We start from the raw sequence: 22,309 nt of genomic DNA, 5'->3' as shown, positions 1-22,309 counted from the left end.
CCCTCAGCAACAGTCTTTTGTCATCAATCACATTGATAGCTCCCTAACAAACCCCCCATGCTAGAGGGCTGACTCCGCGCTTATATCATTCCGAATGATAGTTACCTTTGCTTCATTCGATTCGTGACATAGCACCTCCCCGCGCATGATCCGCCCATCTCAAATACATTGGCGGATGCACCTCATGGAACAGTCACTCAAACATTTGCGCTTCCCTCTGGCGATATTGGCCGTGGTGGTGATGAGCGCGTGCGGCAAGACCCAGGAACAGGCGGCCGCCATGCCTCCTGCCAAGGTCAGCGTGGCCAAGGTGCTGGAACAACCGGTCAACGAGTGGGACGAGTTCACCGGGCGCCTTGAAGCGCCGGAAACCGTGCAGATTCGTCCTCGGGTGTCCGGCCAGATTGACCAAGTCGCTTTTACTGAAGGCGCTTTGGTCAAGAAAGGCGACCTGCTGTTCCAGATCGACCCGCGCCCGTTCCAGGCCGAAGTACGCCGCCTGGAGGCCCAACTGGCTCAGACCAAAGCCGCCGCCACCCGCAGCGAAAACGAAGCCCAACGCGGCGAACGCCTGCGCCAGAGCAATGCGATCTCCGCCGAACTGGCCGACTCGCGCACCACCGCCGCCCAGGAAGCCCGTGCCGCGATGGCCGGGATCCAGGCGCAGTTGGACCTGGCCAAGCTGAACCTGAGCTTTACCCGCGTGACCTCGCCCATCAGTGGCCGCGTCAGCCGTGCCGAAATCACCGCCGGCAACCTGGTAACCGCCGATACCACTGCGCTCACCAGTGTGGTCTCCACCGACAAGGTCTATGCCTACTTCGATGCCGATGAGCGCGTGTTCCTCAAGTACACCGAACTGGCCCGTGAAGGCCGGCGTGGCGCAACCACCCCTGTGTACCTGGGCCTGTCCAACGAAACCGGCAACCCGCACCTGGGCCAGATGAACTTCGTCGACAACCAGGTCAACCCGGCTACCGGCACCATCCGTGGCCGCGCGGTGTTCGACAACAGCAAGGGCGAATACACCCCTGGCCTGTATGCGCGTTTGAAGCTGGTCGGCAGCGGTACCTATTCGGCGGTGTTGATCAATGACGAAGCCGTCGGCACTGACCTGGGCAAGAAATTCGTACTGGTGATGGACGGCGACAAGCCGGCTTATCGCGCGGTGGAACTGGGGCCGAAAATCGAAGGCTTGCGCATCGTGCGCAGCGGCCTGACCAAGGACGACACCGTCATCGTCAAGGGCCTGCAGCGTGTACGCCCAGGCTCGCCGGTCGCACCGGAAACCATCCCGATGGCCAGCAAGGAAACCCTCGCCGCCTTGGCCCAACAACGACAAGCGCTTGAAGCCAGCAACCTGGAGCAAGTGGCGCCGGAGAAACCCGCGCCCAAGCTCGCAAGCGTCGCGACTCCACGCGGTTAAGGGATACGACTCAAGATGAATTTTTCCAAGTTTTTCATTTCACGGCCGATCTTCGCAGCGGTGCTGTCGCTGTTGATCCTGATCGCAGGTGCAATCTCGCTGTTCCAACTGCCGATCAGCGAATACCCGGAGGTGGTGCCGCCGACCGTGGTAGTGCGCGCCAACTTCCCGGGTGCCAACCCCAAAGTCATCGGTGAAACCGTGGCCGCGCCGTTGGAGCAAGCCATCACTGGTGTCGAGAACATGCTGTACATGTCCTCGCAGTCCACCGCCGACGGCAAGCTGACCCTGACCATCACCTTCGCCCTGGGCACCGACCTGGACAACGCGCAGGTGCAGGTACAAAACCGTGTGACGCGCACCCAGCCCAAGCTGCCGGAGGAAGTGACGCGCATCGGTATTACCGTGGACAAGGCCTCCCCCGACCTGACCATGGTGGTGCACTTGACCTCCCCGGATCAGCGTTATGACATGTTGTACCTGTCCAACTACGCGATCCTCAATATCAAGGACGAACTAGCCCGCCTGGGCGGAGTCGGTGACGTGCAGTTGTTCGGCATGGGCGACTACTCCCTGCGCGTGTGGCTGGACCCGAACAAAACCGCTTCGCGCAACCTGACGGCGACCGATGTGGTCACGGCGATCCGCGAGCAGAACCGCCAGGTGGCAGCCGGTGCCCTGGGCGCCCAACCTGCGCCGAGTGACACCAGCTTCCAGTTGTCGGTCAACACCCAGGGCCGCCTGGTCACTGAGGAAGAGTTCGAGAACATTGTGATTCGCGCCGGCGCCAACGGTGAAATCACGCGCCTCAAGGACATCGCCAGGGTCGAACTGGGCTCCAGCCAATACGCGCTACGCTCGTTGATCGATAACCAGCCCGCCGTTGCGATTCCGATTTTCCAGCGTCCAGGCTCCAATGCCATCGACATCTCCAACGATGTACGCAGCAAAATGGCCGAGCTGAAAAAGAGCTTCCCGGCGGGCATGGATTACCGCATCGCCTATGACCCGACTATCTTTGTGCGCGGTTCCATCGAAGCGGTGGTGCATACCCTGTTTGAAGCACTGATCCTCGTGGTGCTGGTGGTGATTCTGTTCCTGCAGACCTGGCGCGCCTCGATCATTCCATTGGTGGCGGTGCCGGTATCCTTGATCGGTACCTTTGCGGTGATGCACCTGTTCGGGTTCTCGCTCAACGCCCTGTCATTGTTTGGCCTGGTGCTGGCCATCGGTATCGTGGTGGACGACGCCATCGTGGTGGTGGAGAACGTCGAGCGTAATATCGAACTGGGCCTGGAGCCGTTCCCGGCGACCGAAAAAGCCATGAGCGAGGTTACCGGCCCGATCATCGCCACGGCGCTGGTGCTGTGTGCGGTGTTCATTCCAGCCGCCTTCATCAGTGGCTTGACGGGGCAGTTCTACAAACAGTTCGCTTTGACCATTGCGATCTCGACGGTGATCTCGGCGTTCAACTCGTTGACGCTGTCCCCTGCCCTGGCCGCCGTGTTGCTGCGCGGTCACGACGCGCCGAAGGACCGTTTCTCCAAGTTCCTCGACAAGGTCTTCGGGGGATGGCTGTTCCGTCCCTTCAACCGCTTTTTCGAAAAGGCCAGCCATGGCTATGTAGGCACCGTGCGCCGTGTGATTCGCGGCAGCGGTATTGCCTTGTTCGTCTACGCGGGTTTGATGGTGCTGACGTTCTTCGGCTTTGCCCACACGCCGACCGGTTTCGTACCGGCCCAGGACAAGCAATACCTGGTGGCCTTCGCCCAACTGCCCGACGCTGCGAGCCTGGACCGCACCGAAAACGTGATGAAGCGCATGTCGGAGATCGCCCTTAAACAACCCGGCGTGGAAGCCGCAATTGCCTTCCCGGGCCTGTCGATCAACGGGTTCACCAACAGCCCGAACAGCGGCATCGTGTTCGTAACCTTGAAGCCCTTTGATGAGCGCAAAGACCCAAGCATGTCTGCCGGTGCGATTGCCGGTGCACTGAACGGCCAATACGCCAATATCGAAGAAGCCTACATGGCGATCTTCCCGCCGCCGCCGGTACAAGGCCTGGGCACCATCGGCGGGTTCCGTCTGCAGATCGAAGACCGTGGCAACCTCGGCTATGACGAGCTGTACAAAGAAGTGCAGAACGTGATCGCCAAGAGCCACGGCGTGCCTGAACTGTTCGGCCTGTTCACCAGCTACACAGTGAACGTGCCGCAAGTCGACGCCGCCATTGACCGCGAAAAGGCCAAGACCCACGGCGTGGCGATCAGCGACATCTTCGACACGCTGCAGGTCTACCTGGGCTCGTTGTATGCCAACGACTTCAACCGCTTCGGGCGTACCTACCAGGTCAACGTGCAGGCCGAGCAACAGTTCCGCCAGGACTCTGACCAGATCGGCCAACTGAAAGTGCGTAACAACAAAGGCGAGATGATCCCGCTGGCGACCTTTATCAAGGTCAGCGACACCTCGGGGCCGGACCGCGTGATGCACTACAACGGCTTCATCACCGCAGAAATCAACGGCAACGCCGCGCCGGGCTACAGCTCGGGCCAGGCTCAGGCCGCGATTGAAAAACTGCTCAAAGATGAACTGCCCAACGGCATGACCTACGAGTGGACCGACCTGACCTATCAGCAAATCCTCTCGGGCAATACCGCGCTGTTCGTGTTCCCGCTCTGCGTACTGCTGGCGTTCCTGGTACTGGCCGCCCAATACGAAAGCTGGAGCCTGCCGCTGGCGGTGATCCTGATCGTACCGATGACGCTGCTGTCGGCCATTACCGGGGTAATCATCTCGGGCGGCGACAACAACATCTTCACCCAGATCGGCCTGATCGTACTGGTGGGCCTGGCGTGCAAGAACGCGATTCTGATCGTCGAGTTCGCCAAGGATAAACAGCAGGAAGGCCTCGATCCGCTCGCCGCGGTACTGGAAGCCTGCCGCCTGCGTCTGCGGCCGATCCTGATGACCTCGTTCGCGTTCATCATGGGTGTGGTGCCGTTGGTGCTCTCCAGCGGTGCCGGCGCCGAGATGCGCCATGCCATGGGCGTGGCGGTGTTCTCCGGGATGATCGGTGTGACCTTCTTCGGTCTGTTGCTGACACCAGTGTTCTACGTACTGATCCGTCGCTATGTCGAGCGCAGTGAAGCGCGCAAAGCGGCCAAGGCCTTGAAGCTGGAGACACAGCAATGAGTGTGAAAGTATTCCTGCCGAGCCTGTTGGTGCTGGCGCTCGCCGCCTGTGCCGTAGGCCCGGACTACAAGACCCAGCAACTGGAGGCGGCCAATATCACGGCCGCCGCCGACACCAAGAGCTACGACCACGCCAAATACGAAGGCATCTGGTGGCAGCAGTTCGACGACCCGACCCTCAACCAACTGGTGACCCAGTCCCTGAGCGGCAACCGCGACCTGCGCGTGGCCTTCGCCCGTCTGCGGGCGGCACGGGCCATCCGTGATGATGCGGCCAACGACATCATGCCGGTGGTCACCTCCCGCGCCAGCAGCGATGTGGGCAAGGGCCAGATTCCCGGCCAGACCACCAAACGCGTCAACAGCGAGCGCTACGACCTGGGCCTGGACATGGCCTGGGAAGTGGATTTGTTCGGACGTATCCGCCGCAACCTGGAAGCCAGTGACGCCGACCAGCAGGTGGCCGAAGCCGACCTGTACCAGCTGCAAGTCACCATGATTGCCGAGCTGGTGGATGCCTACGGCCAACTGCGCGGTGCGCAACTGCGCGAACGTATTGCCCTGGACAACCTGAAGAACCAGCAGGAGTCGCGTGCCATCACCGTCAGCTTGCGTGATGCTGGCGTGGGTGATCAGCTCGACGTGGAACGTGCCGATGCGCGCCTGGCGGCGGTGGAAGCCAGCGTGCCGCAACTGCAGGCTGAACAAGTGCGCGAGCGCAACCGCATCGCCACCCTCCTCGGCCAGCGCCCCGACAAGCTGAGCGTGGACCTGAGCCCGAAAGACTTGCCAGCGATTGCCAAGGCGTTGCCGATTGGCGACCCAGGGCAACTGCTGCAACGGCGCCCGGACATCCTCAGCGCCGAACGCAAACTGGCCGCCGCCACCGCACGTATCGGCGTGGCCAAGGCCGACCTGTTCCCACGGGTGAGCCTCAGCGGTTTCCTCGGCTTCACCGCCGGGCGCGGTTCGCAGATCGGCTCGGCCGCCGCGAATGCCTGGTCTCTAGGGCCGAGCATCACTTGGGCCGCGTTTGACCTGGGCAGCGTACGCGCGCGTTTGCGTGGCGCGAATGCCGAAGCCGATGGCGCGCTGGCCACCTATGAACAGCAAGTGTTGCTGGCATTGGAAGAGTCTGAAAACGCCTTCAGCGACTACGGCAAACGCCAGCAACGTTTGGTCTCGCTGATCCGCCAAAGCGAATCCAGCCGCGCCGCCGCCGACCTTGCGGCGATCCGCTACCGCGAAGGCACCGTGGACTTCCTGGTCCTGCTCGACGCCCAGCGCGAACGCCTGGCCGCCGAAGACGCCCAGGCCCAGGCCGAAGTCGACCTGTATCGCGGCATCGTCGCAATCTACAAGGCCCTTGGGGGTGGCTGGCAGCCGGATACAGTGGTGGCTAGCAGCAAGTGATGTAAAGAGCTCCTTTGGTTGGTCGCATCCAGCCAATTTTTAGCCCTGCGGTCCATTCGGTCGCGGGGCTTTTTTTTACCCTGGCATTAGCGGATCAATCAATTTGGCCTACGTGTAATACTTATCTGAAAGAAGTTTCCCAAATATTCAAACAGGTTAAATATCTGTCGCAAGGGGTCGATAGCAGGGTGAACCTTTCATCCTATAAGGAGACGAGCATGGATATGAGAGTGGTAATGCCCAATGCGCTTTCTAAGCAGGCAGATGCTTTTGTCATCAAAAACCCAGAGAAAACGACGAACACGTTTACTTTTACTGAAGAGTCCAAAGCCGTTGATGAGCTGCGAGTGTGGCAGCAAGACGACATTGCAGAGCTGAAAGCTTTTTTAAAAAACTATGATATGACTTCTATAAGCACAGATGAACTTAAGGCGATCGGAAGGAGACTGTACGACAGTAAAATCATCGATACACAGGCTTTCCTAATATTCATATCCGGAGATGGTGCATCTGACGTCAATGGAAAGCAAACAAACACGCACGTGAAATTCAATGCGATAGCCTTGTTTGATGAAAAGTTGGCTGACTACCTCGCGTTTGTGAAAAGCAACCCAGATGTAGGGCGCTCACGGGGAATTCCGGAGTATATACAGGGCATGGTTGACGCCAATCGCGCGATTAATGCGCTTGCGTATTTTTCGGGCTCCTCAAAAAATGATTTATCAGTGGAAGAACGTGCTTGATTTAGAGTCAGTCTGCACAGACTGCAGTGTGCCAGAGGACCTGACACACTGCTTCTCTTACCGCTCAGCGCCCGTATCTTACGGTTCCTGAATAGGTCTTGGATACGGCCTCAGGGTTATGCACTCGGATTCGATATGTGCCAAAAGGCCCCAGCCAGGACACGCGAGGTGACAGAGGATTAGCCGCTACCTTTGTCCAAGAAGAGCCGACTTCTCGCTCAATAGAAATCTGGGGCGCCCTACCCGCCCCGCCTGCAGACACCATTGCTTCAATATTGGCTGCGGAACAGCCGTTATTACCGCCTATTGTGAACGGCCCATGCGCTGTAGTTTCGTTATCTGCCCCTATTATCCCACTAAAGTTCTCTGAAATATTCAAGCAAAGCGCAGACACCTGAACAGACACCACCATCAACGCACTAAAGGGTAACGCAATTAAACGCTTCATAAGTTCACCATCACATTATGGATTGAAAACTTAACGCATGAAGGTCATCACACCACGTGCTCATTCAGCTATAGCAACGCCCTCACAGTTAAGTACTGTGACCCCTCTACCCAGAAGCCTCTGTAGCGGCCGCGTAGGATCACCATTAAAACTGTGCACGATTTTTTGTTCCGGATATGCCAGCCACTTCCTAAAAACAATAAGGCAGGGTCTGTCATACTCAAGCGAAGGGCGCTGTCAGTTATTTCCTAATCCAGCCTGTAACGCCACTTTCACGCAAGTCAGGTGCCGTCCTGGCGGCCCATTCTAAAAAGAACCTTTTTTAAAATACCAAGTGCTCTTGCACATAGGCCTTGAACGCCTGGTCACGTGCCGGCTGATGCGTGAGCGGGCGCTCGGGAAGCACTGTACCGGGAGGCTGCTGCATTAATCGGTAAACTCCGATCAGCTTCCTGGAGCCCTGGTCCATCGCGTAAATCAGCCCTGGCGCGGGGGCGCGCGCAGAGCGTTTGCTGACGATTCTTATGGGTACCTGATCGGTTATCGGTAATTCCCCAAAAGCCGCCTGCGCGGCTTCAATTATCGCGCGGTTCTGCTTGAACAAGTTGGGGTCTGTCTTGAGCTGAGATAGCAGGGCAACACTGGTCATCGTGGACTCGCCGTTGAGGCTGCCGGCGCGCGAGCCATACATGTTGATGCCCGTCTTGCTCACCAGGTCTGGTGCATCTTCACCTGGCAGGGCCAACACTGCAGGGTCGGTATGCCCTTTGGCCAGGTTGAGCAAGCCTGCCGCATTTTCTTCTTCTGTTCTCAACCGCGTGAGGTAGGCGAAATCAAGCGTACCTCGGCTCACAGGGCCTGGCAGGTGGTCCAATTCATGAATCAACGCGTTGCTCATCGCGCCTTCGTGGGAGCCGAAATGCTGGTAATAGCGCTTGGCACCATCAATGTTGACCTCCATGAATTTCCCCGTCTTATCGACCTTGAAATCTTCCGGGATGACCTGCGCCACCCATCGTTGGTCCCGGGAGCGCATGAACTTTATGTTTCTGGTGGTCAGCGCTTGAGCGTTGGTCTTGAGCCGTGAAAGGCGAGAGGTCATCAGTTTTCGTGCCTGAACAGGTGACGTGCCCTGGAAGCTCTTGAGCACAAAGTCCACGTCTTCAGCCAGCGCAGGGTCTGCTAGCGCTTTAAGTGCATCGTCCACCTTGGACACCATCAGCGGCTGCGAACGCTCGATGAGTTCCTTGACCTCTGCGCGTGTGGCTATCGGCCCTGGCTTGACCTTGCCTTCGTTCGGTTGCGTCGCCACCGGGCGCTCTTCCTGCGGCCTTTCTGTACTTTTGAGCGAGTCGCGGCGCATTTGCCGAACGCGCCCGACCCGTTGTTCTTCGAGTTGCGCTTTCCAAGCGGCGCGCACCACGCTCTGGGACTTCTCTCCAAGCCGATACAGGCGGCTTCCTACCCACTTGGCGACTTTGAGCAGAGGTTCAGAGAGGCCGGCGAATGGATTGAGCAAACCGTTGGTGACTGTCCCCACCGCCCGGGTAGCCGCCGCCAGCCTGGAAAAGCCGGTTTGCGCCTTATCGAACGCTGCAGCCCCCTCCGCTGCACCTCCTGCGACGACAGTAATGGCTACCGCAACGTCGGTGGCGCACCCTGTCAACGCTCTCAGGTCTTTTTTGACGTGCCCGGAGACAATGTCGTCGTAGCAAGCCTTGAAGGGAATCAATGTATTTACAAGTGTTTTACTGACCCGTTTGACCCGAGCCTGGAAACGCTCCGAGGCCGTTTGCCCCATTGCGGTAGTGAGGAGTTGTTCGGGATCCAGCACCAGATTGCGTTGGGCTACGTAGTCAGCAATCGCATTGGCCCGCTCCGAAAAAAAACCAAGCGGTGCCAGCGTTTGTGAAGATGTCGCCGCCGGCAGTGTTTCGCGCAATGCCCTGATCTGCACCTCGGATGCCCCCGCCCGTGGACCGTCCACGTGGGACTTCATACGGGTCACCCACAACCGCGGGACGATTGCCTCGCCTTTGTCCAACATCGCCTTGAAGTCGTGCCGTTCGACATAGGTCCCGCTCATGGGAAAAAACTCATAACACTTGGCATCTTTGCCCTGCCCGACGCCGATCAGGAAGCCATAGCGCCCCCTCACCGCCTGGAGTTGCTCATCGGCATCTGTTATGGAAGTACCTGCGCCATTAATGGACTCGGCCTCGACTCGATAAAAGGTCAGTTCCTGAGTGGCCAGTGCCTGCCGGTCCGCGTAGGGCATTTTGCTGAGAATGTCTTTCAGGCCCGTGGAGACGGCCTTTTGAAAACGCTCGGTATCACCCTTGACAGCCTCGGCAAGGGACTGCCCGGAATGTTTCAATCTCGTGAAGTGCACCCGCAGGGAGGCCAGCCTGGGGTCATATTCATCTTTGAACAGCGTGGCGCCAGTCATATCCTCAAGCCTGGTCGAGGCAAATTCACCGTACTTGAGATTGCCGCTCATGTGCAGGTCAACCAGACTTTCCTTAAAGCCGAGACTGCGCTGCAACCAGGGTAACCCGGGCACCATATTAGACAGCAACCGGGGAAACCGGTACGCCACGGTATGCATCGGTTCGTTCAGATCGTGCCCGGGAAGCACGCGTTCGAGGTCAGCCTGTGCTCGCGCTCGCCGGTCTTTTATCGGGGTGCTCAATGTTACAAGGGCCTGATGAGAGCTCTCGATATAGTCGTTGTATTTTGTCGCCGCGACTTGCAGGTCTTGGGTGGTGTACTGATCGTCCGCTCGCCGAGCAATGACCCCGTGCATCGTTGCCCAATCAAGCAGCGGTTCTGTTTCGATGGCATGAAACAACACCACTTGCTCCGGCGTCTGGGCCTGGAGGATGGCGCGCTCCAGCACCTGGTCATAGGTGAGGGTGCGGCTGGAGCCCTCTGCTGACTCCTCCAGCAACGCGACAGTTTTCCTGAGTACCACCCAGGCAGGAGAGCCGATGCGCAACGTATCCGGCGTGTCTGGCAGCACAAACTCTGGAGCGACACTGGCCAGCATGATATGCACAGTGGCATCCACCGCCTCGGGCCGCACGCGCCCATTGCGCACCAGATGCGCCTTCAAGTCGCCCTTGACTTCTGCCAGTGTACGCCCGGCGTTAGCCGGTGAGTACAGGTCATAACCTGCGATATGGTTTCTACGCTGCCCCAGCTCGGGGTCAATGCTCAACATCAGGGCAGTCAGCAGCAGTTGGTTGCGCTGGTCGTTTGAAAACCCGGCAGGATCACGCCCAATCGCAGCCAGCAATGTGTTCTGCCGATAGCGATTGAGCGGTGCATGGCTACTCAGATGCCGAGTGATCTGATCATCCATGTTTTGCGTGGTCACGTTCATGCTGGTGAGGATGCCGTCGCCGACATAGGTTCTTAACGCCTCGACCAAGCGTTGGCGTTCGTCAAGGCTCAGGCTTGGGTGGCCTGGCTCGGGTGCCTGCGCAGATGCCCAGGTGTAGTTGCCCAAGGCAGGGCTCGATGGTAGCCCAAGACGCTGCCAATTGATCAGGTTACGCACCTGCGCGGCCGTTCGCGGCAGGTTTTCACCACTCAGCCCTGGAAAACGTTGTTGCAGAAACGCCAGCGCGGTGGTGTCTTTGTCGACGGCGCCAGGACGGGGTGCCAGGTTAAACCGCAGGTTCGCCAGGTCGACGAAGGCATAGTCAGCCTTTTCGAGCACACTGCGCTCCAACACGGTCAACCAGGCTTGCCGGTCAATCGCGTCCGCCTCGCCTTGAGTGAATCTGTGTTGCGCGGGATCCGACCCGGCAACCCACGATGACGAGACCTCAGGGGGGGTAACAAAAGGTGGGGGACCGAAACGCGCTGAAGAGAGAAGAGGTATTGCTGCAGGAACTTTTGATAACACGTCCATGACCCAGCGTTCAATAAGGGTTTCCAGACTGAGAGAAGGTCTGCGCTGGCTCCATAGGAAAAAGACGAGGCACAAGCCAGACCTTTCGCTACGCTAAATGCTGCCGACTCAACTCGCGTCGCGCAGAATGAGGCTGCGCAAGTGCCCCGGATTGGACCCGGACCACTTGCGGAACGCCTTGTAGAACGAACTGGTATCGGCAAACCCCAACCGCGACGCAATCTCGGCAAAACTGATCTGCGGTTCAGCCAGCCACACAATCGCCAGCTCCTTGCGTACACCGTCTTTGAGCCCCTGATAAGTCTGCCCCTCCTCTGCCAGGCGGCGGCGCAGTGTGGAAGCGGAAATGCACAAGCTGGCCGCAAGGCCCTCGGTTTCAGGCCAGGTATGGGGCGGCATCTGGCGCAGGTCGTGCTTGATGCGGGTGGCGAGGCTTTCGGGATCGCGGTATTTGACCAGGATGTTGGCCGGCGCACGGGCAAGGAAGCGCTTGAGTTCTTCCGGACTGCGCTTGATCGGCAGGTCGAGACAATCGGCTGAAAAAATCATGCGTGTGCGTGGTCGGTCAAAGCGCAGGTTGTCAGAAAACATCACCCGGTAATCGTCACAGAAGTCCGGCTGCGCGCAACGCAGTTCAATGGCGAGGATCGGGATGCGCCGCCCCGCCAGCCAGCAGGCGACGCCGTGGACGATCATCCAATAGGTGAAATAGGTAAAAGCGCGTTTTGGCTCACCAGGTTCCAGCAGGACGATCTCCGCCAGACTCTGTTGGCGAACCAGTTGGGCCGGAAGATGCTCAAGCATCAACGAGAGAAACCCCAAGCCGGTTTCCAGGCCGGCCGCCAGGCTGGGTTGCGCCATGGAGGCGCGACACAGGAACGCCAGGCTACCGGACTTGAGTGTGCGTGGGTCCATGCCAAAAAACTCATCGTCCCTGCGCCGCGCCAGCAAGCGCCACAGACGTGCATAGGCCGTGGCCGCCACGCGAGCATCGGACTGCTCAAGCAACGCCGGGTCAATCCCGACTTTGCTCAATGCCTCAACGGTGGCCGCTCCCGGCGCGCAACTGTGCAACAGCGCTTCGCGCACAAGGTGGATGGAGATAGTGTCTTTTTCCGACATGGGGCGTTGAACTGTCCGGCTGCAGTCTGGGTGGTCTGCATCATAAAGGCGGTTGCGCTTCGCCACCACCGTTCAGCCCACGTTCAGCAAAGGTCAATATTTCTTGTTTAGCAATGAGTATCATTATGTTACAACTTAGCTCCCTAACTAGTTGTGCCCGGGTGCCCGATGCTCGTTCCTTTTTTAATCATGCTGCGCGAAGGCATTGAAGCGGCATTAATCGTTGGCATTATCGCCAGTTACCTGCAACAGACCGGGCGTGGCCAGTGGATGCCTGCAGTGTGGATCGGCGTGTTCCTGGCGGCAGCGCTGGCGCTGCTGGTGGGCGGCGGCCTGGAGTTGGTCAGTGCGGAATTCCCGCAAAAGCAGCAGGAATTGTTTGAAGGTGTCGTCGGTCTGGTGGCCGTGGGCATCCTCAGTTCCATGGTGTTCTGGATGCGCAAAGTGGCGCGCTCGATTAAACACTCGCTGCATGAATCCCTCGATCATGCGCTCGCCGGCTCCAGGCATCAGGTGTTCGCCTTGATCGCCATGGTGTTCTTCGCCGTGGCCCGCGAAGGGCTGGAGACGGTGTTCTTCCTGTTGGCCGTGTTCCAGCAAAGCGAAGGTCCGGGCGCTCCGGTGGGCGCCCTGCTTGGCCTGGCGCTGGCCATTGTTGTGGGTTTACTGATTTATTCCGGCAGCATGCGCCTGAACCTCAGTGCGTTTTTCCGCTGGACCGGCCTGTTCATCCTGGTGGTCGCGGCCGGCATTCTCGCCAATTCGGTGCAAGCCCTGCATGAAGCCGGCGTGTGGAATCACTGGCAGACCGTGCTATTCGACTTCAGCGCTGCGTTGCCCATGGACAGCCCGCTCGGTTCGGTACTGGCCGGTATGTTCGGTTACCAGGAGGCGCCGACCGTGAGCACCCTGGGCGCCTATCTGATTTACCTGGTGGTGGCCCTGGTGATGTTCTTCCTGCCCGCGGCCCCTACCCAGCCCGTTGCCAATACCTCTTCAGTTTCCAGCCAGTAAGGACCGTCTCTTGTCCAACCCAACCCCTCAATCGGCCCCGCCGTCCCGCGCCCTGCGCTGGGGCGTGGCCGGCTCGGTGGTGGTGATGATCGCCGCCGGAGGCCTGTTCTACTACGCCTCGCAATTGGCCGCCGGCAAGCGCCAGACCAACCACAATGAAATCGCGGTGACCATCCACGGCCACGCCTGCGAACCCAACGCCCTGACGGTACCAGCAGGACATGCCAGCTTTCGCATCATCAACCGCTCCGACCGCGCGGTGGAGTGGGAAATCCTCGACGGCGTGCTGGTGGTCGAAGAGCGGGAAAACATCGCCCCAGGCCTGAGCCAAGTGATCAACGCCAACCTGCTGCCCGGCGACTACGCCATTACCTGTGGCCTGCTGAGCAACCCTCGCGGCACCTTGCATGTCACGCCCACGGCAGAGTCTGACGCCCAGGCCAAGGCCAAGCCGTCGATGGTGGCCTTTATCGGCCCGTTGTCGGAGTTTCGCGTGTACCTGAGCAGCCAAGGCGGTGCGCTGGTCAAGGCCGTAACGGTCCTGCAACAGGCCATCGCCGCCGGCGACCTGGCCCAGGCCCAGGCGCTGTATGTACCGGCGCGCGAGGCGTATCAGCGCCTGGCGCCGGCGTCTCAGCGTCTGGCCGAATTGGATAACGCGATCAATGCCCGCGCCGATTATTTTGAACAGCGCGAACAGGACCCCGCCTTCAGCGGCTTCCACCGCCTCGAATACAGCCTATTCCAGCAACACAGCCTTGATGGCCTCGCGCCGGTCGCCCAACGCCTGGTTACCGACGTCACCACGCTCAAGCAGCAATTACTGGCCCAGTCCCTGCCCCCGGAGCAACTGGTGAGCATCGTGGTCCACAACCTCAACAGCCTGGCGGACGTGCGGGCGGCGAGCGGTGAAGAGGAACGCTACAGCCACATCGACTTGAACGGCTTTGCCGCCAATCAGCAGGTCGCGCGCAAGGTGGTCGACCTGATGCGCCCGTTGCTGGTCAAGTCCGCCGCCGACCTGTTGCCCGCTATCGACAGCGCGCTCAACGCCTTCGACAGCGAACTCGACGGGCTCAAGGTGAATGACCGTTACCCCAGCTACGACAAGGTTACAGCCGATCAGCGCAAGCAGATCGGCGACAAGGCCAAGGCACTGGCCGTTGCACTCGATGGAATCGACCCCGCCCTTGGCCTTTCCGGCCTGCAGTGAAGACGACCGCATACATGAGTGATACAGAACAGTTTGACCTCCAACGTCGCCGCGTCCTGTTGGGCATGGCGGCCACCGGCGCTGCGATTGCCGGCAGCAGCCTGACCTGCCCGGCGATGGCGGCAGCGGCTGAGCAAGTCACCACCGCACCGCGCAGTGACAAGACCCAGGACCACCAGGCGTTTTTCGGCAAGCACCAAAGCGGCATCGTCACCCCGCGCCCGGCCTGCGGCATGGTCGTGGCGTTCGATGTACTGGCCAGCGACCGCCAAGACCTGGAACGTCTGTTCCGCACCCTCAACGAGCGCATCGCATTTCTGATGACCGGCGGCACCGTGCCCCAGGTCGACCCGAAATTGCCGCCCACCGATTCCGGCATCCTTGGCCCTGTGGTCACACCGGATAACCTGACCATTACAGTATCGGTCGGTGAGTCGTTGTTCGACGAACGCTTCGGCCTTGCCGCCGCCAAGCCCAAGCGCCTGAGTCGCATGGTCGGCTTTCCCAACGATGCACTGGAACCGGCGCAGTGTCACGGCGACCTGAGCCTGCAGTTCAGCTCCAACACGCCGGACACCAATATCCACGCGCTGCGCGACATCGTCAAAAACCTGCCCGACCTGCTGCTGGTGCGCTGGAAGCAAGAAGGCAGCGTGCCGCCCCAGGCACCGGCCAAGCCCGGCGAACCGGCACAGAGTGCGCGCAACTTCCTGGGCTTTCGCGATGGCTCGGCCAACCCCAACTCCAACGATGACAAGGCCATGGACCAGATCGTCTGGGTACAGCCCACCAGCGACGAGCCGGCCTGGGCCGCCCATGGCAGTTACCAGGCCGTGCGCATCATCCGTAACTTTGTCGAGCGCTGGGATCGCACCCCGCTGCAAGAACAGGAAAGCATCATCGGCCGTATCAAACCCACGGGCGCGCCCATGGACGGCCAGCACGAAACCCAGGTCCCGGACTACCGCAAGGACCCGCAAGGCAAGTTGACCAAGCTTGATGCTCACATCCGCCTGGCCAACCCGCGCACCCCGCAGACCCAGGCCAACCTGATCCTGCGGCGGCCGTTCAACTACTCCAACGGCGTCAACAAAAATGGTCAACTGGACATGGGCTTGTTGTTCATCTGCTACCAGGCTGACCTGGAGAAAGGCTTTATCAGCGTGCAAACCCGGCTCAACGGCGAACCGCTGGAGGAGTACCTCAAGCCAGTGGGTGGCGGGTATTTCTTTACCTTGCCGGGTGTCACCGGGCCCAAGGATTTCATCGGACGCACGCTGCTCGCCGCAACGCACCCTCACCCCCCTGCCAAGACCTAAAACACCCCACAGCGGAATGCCTCCCATGAAGAAGTCGTCTATCGCGTTGTTGTTACTCAGCCTTTCGCCACTGGCAAGCTTCGCCGCTACTGCGCCGTTGGACCTGGTGGGCCCGGTGTCGGATTACAAAATCTACGTCACCGAAGAAATCGCTGAGCTGGTCACCCAGACCCAGGCGTTTACTGACGCCATCAATAAAGGCGACCTGGCCACCGCCAAGAAGCTCTACGCGCCGACTCGCGTGCACTATGAGTCCATCGAGCCGATCGCCGAGCTGTTCAGCGACCTCGACGCGTCCATCGACTCACGCGTCGACGATCACGAGAAAGGCGTCAAGGCCGAAGACTTCACCGGTTTCCACCGCATCGAGTACAGCCTGTTCTCCGAGAACACCACCCAGGGCCTCGCCGCCCTGGCCGATAAACTCAACAAGGACGTGTTGGACCTGAAAACCCGGGTTGACGGCCTGACCTTCCCGCCGGAAAAAGTCGTCGGCGGCGCCGCAGCGCTGCTTGAGGAAGTCGCCGCCACCAAGATTTCCGGTGAGGAAGACCGTTACAGCCATACCGACCTGTACGACTTCCAAGGCAACATCGACGGTGCAAAGAAAATCGTCGACCTGTTTCGTGGCCAGATCGACCACCAAGACAAGGCATTTTTGGCCAAGGTCGATAAAAACTTCGCCGCCGTGGACAAGATCCTGGCCAAATACAAGACCTCGGATGGCGGCTTCGAGACCTACGACAAAGTCAAGGAAAACGACCGTAAGGCTTTAGTGGGCCCGGTCAATACACTGGCGGAAGATTTGTCCACTTTGCGTGGGAAGTTGGGACTCAACTGATCGAAAGCGCCCCCCGTACGTCACGGCGAGGGCGCTGCCTGAAGTGTTTCAGGTCGTCATGCGGGCAGTGCTTCAAACCCATCCAGCGGCGTGCCGGTCGGCAACCCGGTCTTTGGATGGGTCGCGTACCAACGTCCATCGGTCTGTACCGCGTACACCGGTATCGAATGATTGTGTCCGTTATGAGCACCAGGCTGAACCGCCTGCTCCTGGACATTGTGCGGCGCCTGCAACTGGTTTGATACACCCAGGCAAGTGCGCAGTTTTTCTTCCACCACGCCAAGCTTTAAAAGCACTGAGGGGTTCGATGCCCTGCCTAACGCTTTAGGCAGCGCGACGAGCCCTTTCCCTCCAGCGGCCATCAAATCTGCCGCGCCATCCAGTGGGTTCAAGAAGCCACTGACCACCTCAACCCCCTTTTCCAGTACGCGAAACGCCTTGACGCCGAAGGGAGCCACAGCTTTTGTGGACTTGACGAGCGGTTTCAAGGTTCCAAATGCCCCACCTGCGAATGCCCCGGCGGTGTCGATGATCAGCCCGCGCATCCCTTCAACGATGTTGCCTTTGGTCAGGTCAATGACGGCCCCGACAAACGGGATCATGCTCAACAAAATACTGTCGTTGCGGCGCAACATTTCGCGCTTTTGTTCCAGCGGCAACATGCCGTGCGCGACCTTCAGCACGCTGGCACGATGATGGATAAAATTGCCCTGCATGATCCGATCGACAATTGACCGGGTGCGGGGCGACGAAAAACTGTTAGGCACCTGGTTGGATGCCTCGCCCTGTACAGAGACCGGCGTAGCGTGCAGGGTCTCGCCCAGCTTATCAATAATGACACCTGGCGAGGTCACACCGGGCCTGGGCAAGGCATTGGAGCTGTAAGCGGCAAAATCAAATGGTTCCACCGCGCCCAGCCGCACGGGGAGCTCTGACACCGCCCAAGGCCCATACGTCTTCGGCACCGTTTGAAAGGTCCCTCCGAGGGCCAAATCACGCGGCAGGTCTTCGCGCTTGACGATCAACAGCTTGTCCGGGAACACCTCGAAGTAGCTGATTACCCCGTTGTAATTGCAGCGTATCAGCGTGCCCTTTCGCCCTCTGCGCTCCTCCACCTGCTCCGGTGTTACATCTATCTCAGGCACGCTATCGGTTGCCTCGCGCAAGGCAAACAGGTCCACGTCCCCCCACTCCAAGGCTTGGCGATCAGCCAACGGCAGTTGGGCGATCATGCGTCTTGTGGCGATGCTCAAACCCTGCTTGAGTTTGTCCAGGTAGGCATCGACTTCACCAGGCAACTGGGCCTGCACATCCGGTAAATGGGCGATCCTGGCGTTCAACGCTTGCACGTTGGCATCAACGGCTGCCTGGTCGGATGCGCTCAGCCGCGGTATGACAAATGGTGAGGTGCGCCGGGCTGGTTGTGGCGGCTGCTCCCCGGGCGCCAGCAGCATCCACCGGTCCCTTGTAAGGTCGCCGGTCATGTACGTCTCGATCAGCGTACGCGTTCTCGGCTCGGACAGCTTCATGTTGCGGCGTTCATCCGGGTCTGCGATGTATACCCGCATGGCTTTCAACTGTTCCGCGCTCAGGCCTGGAAATACTGTCTGCAAGTTCCTGATCGCCGAGTCTTCTCGTATAGGCAGCGGCAGGTTGAACTGCTCCAACGCATAAACGAGTTGCTCGCACTCCTCATTGAAAGCCGTGATGGCCTGCAGATGGTGCTGCTGTGTGTAGCGGCCATCCACTGGCTTTTCATAAAGCCCGCGCATCAAGCCCCAATCGAGTAACACGTCGATCCCATAATTATCCAATACCGCCGCTTCGCCCGGCGTACTGGTGCTCAGCCGGCTGAGCCCCATAATTTCGGTGTAGCTCATGCGCCGCGAGCAACCAGGCCCACCTTGACGCTCGGCAAACGTGACCCCCAGGCGAAAGTCGGCCCATTCCACCGAGCCTATCCGCATCGTGGAAGGGATATCCCGGACCAGAAACTCGGGCGCGCTACTGGCCAACAACAGATGCGCGGCCAGCGGTACCGTCTTTGGATCGAGCAAGGTGTTCTGAGCCAGTTGGGTCTCGATTTCAGCGCGTACCGACGCCATCGTCCGTCCACTGTTGGCGGGCTGATAGATGTCATAACCGGCAACGTTCCCAGGGCGCCGAGGCATCTTGGGGTCAATCTGCAACAGGGCCGCAGTGAGTGCCCACTGTTTGGCTTCTAGGGTCGATAAGTCATAGGTGCCGGACGCGCTCTGAAAATACAAACTGCGAGCAGCGGCCTTGCCCCAGTTCAGGGCTGACGGGTGGTCGAGGATCCGCTCCAGTATCTTGTCGGCGTTGGCACGCACTTCTTGCGGGGTGTGCTCATCGAGTACGCCGCGAAAATCCAAGGCGCGCAATAGACTCGGTTCGCTGCGGCTGATGGCATCGTCGCGCATGAACTGAGCTACCAAACGTTTGTCATTTTCAGACAACATGCCCGGTGCCCATGGTCGTGCAAGCAATTGCGCGTAATTACCCAGCGCGGGGGCAGGCGCCACCGCAGCTTGCAACCAGCGAATGACATTGCGCACTTCCTTCGCGGTCTTGGGTACGAGGAAGCCGTGAGAAATCAGTGCATCACGCACGGCGGCCTTGTCGGCCCCGTTTGTGGCAAGCACCGACGTAGCGCCGATCGGCGTCTGCGCATCGGCCAGCGACACCTCTTCGTCGTCGGGTCGATTGCGAACCAGATCAGCCAGGCAACCTGCCAGGTATTGACGCTCGTCCAGCCGGTCGATGGTTTTTCTTGCCGCAAGGCTGCTGCCCTGCAGCCGGCCTTTTGTCTCGGTTGACCAACCGGACCATTCCTCCGCCAACAGATGTCCACGCACCAACGCCAACTCATCGGCATTCGTTGGCGGGGTGATGTCATGCCACTGCAAGACAGCATTGCGAGAAAACCGGTCGGACTGTTCCGGCACATAAGCCACCCCATTACCCGCCCTATCCAGCGCCGTGGCAGCGGCGCGCAATCGGGCCCCGACCTGCCACCAGCCAGAATCGTCGTTCAGAGTGAACGTCTTTCGCGTTCCCACGCGACCGCTTAAGACCAGCCCTGTGATCGAATCCGGTTTTACCACCACGGTGTCCAGGGCCATGCCTTTGCTCATAATCCACGCCTTGACTTCATCAGTATTGAACGCACTGCGCAAAGCGGCAAAGCCTGCGTAGAAAGTGCTGTCGGTGGGGATCTGGACGAGGGAATCCCACGCGTGGCGCGTGGCTGATGTCGCTAGCTCGTTACGCAGGCGGTGATCACCCTCGCTCGACGCCAAGGGCACAGGTTGCAGCGTCCATCGTCGGAGACTATTTACAGCAGGATTTGAGGCTGCTTCGCGCTTGCTGCGAACAACAGGGTCGGGAAAGGCGTTTGCCGCCGGGCTCACAGAATGCAGCGGCGGCGTAAACGCAAGGGTGTCGCGACTAGGGCTGATACTCGACATGTCTGTTTCCTCTGAACCAATCAAGGGCAGAGTTCTCGTCCCTAAGAACCGTCGAGAAACAACGTAGCAACCAACACAAGCTATGCGAGTAGGTAAACTCCTAAGGCGGTGAAAACAGTCCTACAGAATACGGTACAGCAACCGCTCGATGCGCACTCGACTGACCCGGCGCAGGAACTTGCCCACCGCGGGTGGATAATCCACCAGCGTTTGCAACTGTTGGTAGCCCTCGATACGGGTTACGTGCTGGAAGATCTGGGCCAACTCGGTACGCCGCGGCGCTAGCCACTGCCCTTGTGGATCATCGATCAGCAAGCCGTTTTCCAAATCGAGGCGAAACGCCCGAGGGTTGAGGTTGTTGCCGGTGAGCAAGGTGTAGCGCTCATCCACCCACATGCCCTTTAGATGGTAGGTGTTATCGCCGTCGCGCCATAAGTGCAGGTTCAACTGGCCGCTGTTGATCATCGGCTGATGCCGCTTGGCAAAGCGTCGCAGGCTGATCTCGTACAGGTACGGCAACGCCGCAATCACTTTGAAAGGTTCGGTGGGCGGAATGTAGAAATCGTTGGCGGTCTTGTCGCCCACCACGATGTCGATCTTCACACCGCGTGCCAGAGCGCGGTTGATCTCACGGGTCACCGGCAATGGGAGGTTGAAATACGGCGTGCAAATAGTCAGCTGCTGCTGGGCGCTGGCGATCAATTCGAGGATCACCCGGCTCAACGGGTTGTTCTTGCCGACGCCCAGCAATGGGCTGAGCGACAGATGGCCGTTGGGCAACTGCCCGGCCGTAGTGTCGTAGGCCGCATGCTTGAGACGGCTGCGCAGGTCGCCGATATCGTTGCGCAGGCTGCGAGTGGTGGGCGGGTTCGGCAGGTCCAGGCGATGCACGGCCTTGGACGCCACCAGGCCGTGTTCCACCAGGTGCTGCATCGAATCGGCCAGGGGTTGGCTATGGATCAGATGGTAACGGTCGAAGCGGTATTTATCGAACTTGTGCAGGTACACATTGTTCAGGCTGGCGCCGCTGTACAGCACGCTGTCATCGATCACGAAACCCTTGAGGTGCAACACGCCGAACAGCTCGCGGGTTTGCACCGGCACGCCGTACACCGGTACTTCGGTGGCGTGGCGCTGAGTCATCGCCTGGTACCAGGCGCTGTTGCCCGGTTGCTTGCCCGCGCCGATCAACCCGCGCTGGGCGCGCAGCCAATCAACCATCACCACGATGTCCAGTTCGGGCCGTGCGGCCTTGGCGGCATGCAGCGCGTCGTAGATTTCCTGCCCCGCCTCATCCTGCTGCAAGTACAAGGCAACGATGTATATACGCCGCTTGGCCTGGGCGATTTTCTCCAACAAGCAGCGACGGTAGGCGTCGGCGCTGGGCAGCACTTCAATGGCCTCGTTGGACAACGGGAAACCGCGCAGCTTGGGCAACAGGGAGCGTTTGAAGAACGACGGCATAGGGCTCGCAATGGGTCGAATCCGAAGAGGCCCAAAGCTTACACCATGAGGCTGCTCAGGTCTCGCAGTGGGCAATTCAAAAAACCTGTTGACCATGAAGAACGATCGTTCTACTGTGCGAAACATGAACGATATCACTCAGAATGAAACCCGCGACATCATCCTCGACGTCACCGAAAAATTGATCTATCGCCACGGCATTGCTGCCACCGGCATGGACTTACTGGTGAAAACCGCCGGGGTGTCGAGAAAGAGTATCTACCGCTACTTCGCCAACAAGGATGAGTTGGTGATTGCTGCCCTTCAACGCCGCGACGAGCGCTGGATGCAGTGGCTGCGCAGCGAATTGGAACACAGCGACGACAGCGGCCAGCGCCTGCTGGAGCTGTTCAGCGCGCTCAAGCGCTGGTTCGGCTCGGCGGACTTTCGCGGCTGCGCCTTTATCAACACCAGCGGTGAAACCGGCGACGCCCAAGACCCGGTGCGCCTGTTGGCCAAGGCCCATAAACGCAAACTGTTCGAGTACGCACTCGAACTGTGCCAAGCACATGGCACTCCCGCCCCGGAGCAGCAGGCCGCGCAACTGCTGATCCTGATCGATGGTGCCATTACCGTCGCCCTGGTCATGGGTGATTCAACAGCTGCCGATAATGCGCAATGCATGGCGCGGACCTTACTGCAACTTTGAACTCACAGACCAGGCAA

The 22,309-nt window shown here is 59.5% G+C and carries 13 protein-coding genes; 9 read left to right on the top strand and 4 right to left on the bottom strand.

Features of this window, described 5'->3' with window-relative positions:
- The first annotated feature begins 184 nt into the window (after positions 1-184).
- The 4 genes from mexE (at position 185) to HBO10_RS30250 (ending at position 6,776) form a co-directional block, all read left to right on the top strand.
- Positions 185-1,426 (top strand): multidrug efflux RND transporter periplasmic adaptor subunit MexE, encoded by a 1,242-nt coding sequence (mexE, locus tag HBO10_RS30265; protein WP_034127407.1) that lies wholly within the window; start codon positions 185-187, stop codon positions 1,424-1,426.
- 15 nt (positions 1,427-1,441) lie between these two features.
- Complete coding sequence (locus HBO10_RS30260) at positions 1,442-4,621, top strand: efflux RND transporter permease subunit (RefSeq protein WP_034127367.1); 3,180 nt, start codon at positions 1,442-1,444, stop codon at positions 4,619-4,621.
- Positions 4,618-6,033, top strand: a complete 1,416-nt coding sequence (locus HBO10_RS30255) for a TolC family protein (protein WP_034127366.1) — start codon at positions 4,618-4,620, stop codon at positions 6,031-6,033. The genes HBO10_RS30260 and HBO10_RS30255 overlap by 4 nt, the downstream gene beginning before the upstream one ends.
- Positions 6,034-6,251: 218 nt before the next feature.
- Complete coding sequence (locus tag HBO10_RS30250; protein WP_034127365.1) at positions 6,252-6,776, top strand: hypothetical protein; 525 nt, start codon at positions 6,252-6,254, stop codon at positions 6,774-6,776.
- Positions 6,777-7,546: 770 nt separating this feature from the next.
- Here the strand turns inward: HBO10_RS30250 and HBO10_RS30245 are convergent.
- Entirely contained in the window at positions 7,547-10,948 is a 3,402-nt protein-coding gene (locus tag HBO10_RS30245; RefSeq protein ID WP_152612721.1) for a hypothetical protein, read from the bottom strand.
- A gap of 303 nt (positions 10,949-11,251) precedes the next feature.
- Positions 11,252-12,265, bottom strand: a complete 1,014-nt coding sequence (locus HBO10_RS30240) for an AraC family transcriptional regulator (RefSeq protein WP_034127363.1) — start codon at positions 12,263-12,265, stop codon at positions 11,252-11,254.
- A 168-nt stretch (positions 12,266-12,433) separates the two neighbouring features.
- On the opposite strand from HBO10_RS30240, the gene efeU reads away from it, so the two are divergent.
- The 4 genes from efeU to efeO (HBO10_RS30220) are packed head-to-tail and all read left to right on the top strand — an operon-like array spanning position 12,434 to position 16,652.
- Entirely contained in the window at positions 12,434-13,279 is an 846-nt protein-coding gene (gene efeU, locus HBO10_RS30235) for an iron uptake transporter permease EfeU (protein ID WP_034127362.1), read from the top strand.
- Positions 13,280-13,289: 10 nt separating this feature from the next.
- A complete protein-coding gene (gene efeO / locus HBO10_RS30230; protein WP_034127361.1) occupies positions 13,290-14,492 on the top strand; it encodes an iron uptake system protein EfeO in 1,203 nt (400 codons plus the stop codon).
- Between the two features lie 14 nt (positions 14,493-14,506).
- Positions 14,507-15,811: an iron uptake transporter deferrochelatase/peroxidase subunit gene (gene efeB, locus HBO10_RS30225; protein ID WP_034127406.1), complete on the top strand. Its 1,305-nt coding sequence runs from the start codon at positions 14,507-14,509 to the stop codon at positions 15,809-15,811.
- Positions 15,812-15,836: 25 nt separating this feature from the next.
- Complete coding sequence (gene efeO / locus HBO10_RS30220) at positions 15,837-16,652, top strand: iron uptake system protein EfeO (RefSeq protein WP_034127360.1); 816 nt, start codon at positions 15,837-15,839, stop codon at positions 16,650-16,652.
- Positions 16,653-16,708: 56 nt separating this feature from the next.
- Here the strand turns inward: efeO (HBO10_RS30220) and HBO10_RS30215 are convergent, their stop codons facing one another.
- On the bottom strand, positions 16,709-20,140 hold the full coding sequence (locus HBO10_RS30215) for a hypothetical protein (protein ID WP_152612720.1): 3,432 nt from the start codon (positions 20,138-20,140) through the stop codon (positions 16,709-16,711).
- Between the two features lie 120 nt (positions 20,141-20,260).
- On the bottom strand, positions 20,261-21,604 hold the full coding sequence (gene pssA, locus HBO10_RS30210) for a CDP-diacylglycerol--serine O-phosphatidyltransferase (protein WP_034127358.1): 1,344 nt from the start codon (positions 21,602-21,604) through the stop codon (positions 20,261-20,263).
- A gap of 124 nt (positions 21,605-21,728) precedes the next feature.
- Here pssA and HBO10_RS30205 point away from each other — a divergent pair, with 124 nt between their 5' ends.
- Positions 21,729-22,292, top strand: a complete 564-nt coding sequence (locus tag HBO10_RS30205; RefSeq protein WP_034127357.1) for a TetR/AcrR family transcriptional regulator — start codon at positions 21,729-21,731, stop codon at positions 22,290-22,292.
- Positions 22,293-22,309: the final 17 nt, after the last annotated feature.

The sequence above is a fragment of the Pseudomonas sp. WS 5503 genome (assembly GCF_012985385.1).
Classification (GTDB): domain Bacteria; phylum Pseudomonadota; class Gammaproteobacteria; order Pseudomonadales; family Pseudomonadaceae; genus Aquipseudomonas; species Aquipseudomonas paracarnis.
This window is presented reverse-complemented; position numbering and strand designations above follow the sequence as displayed.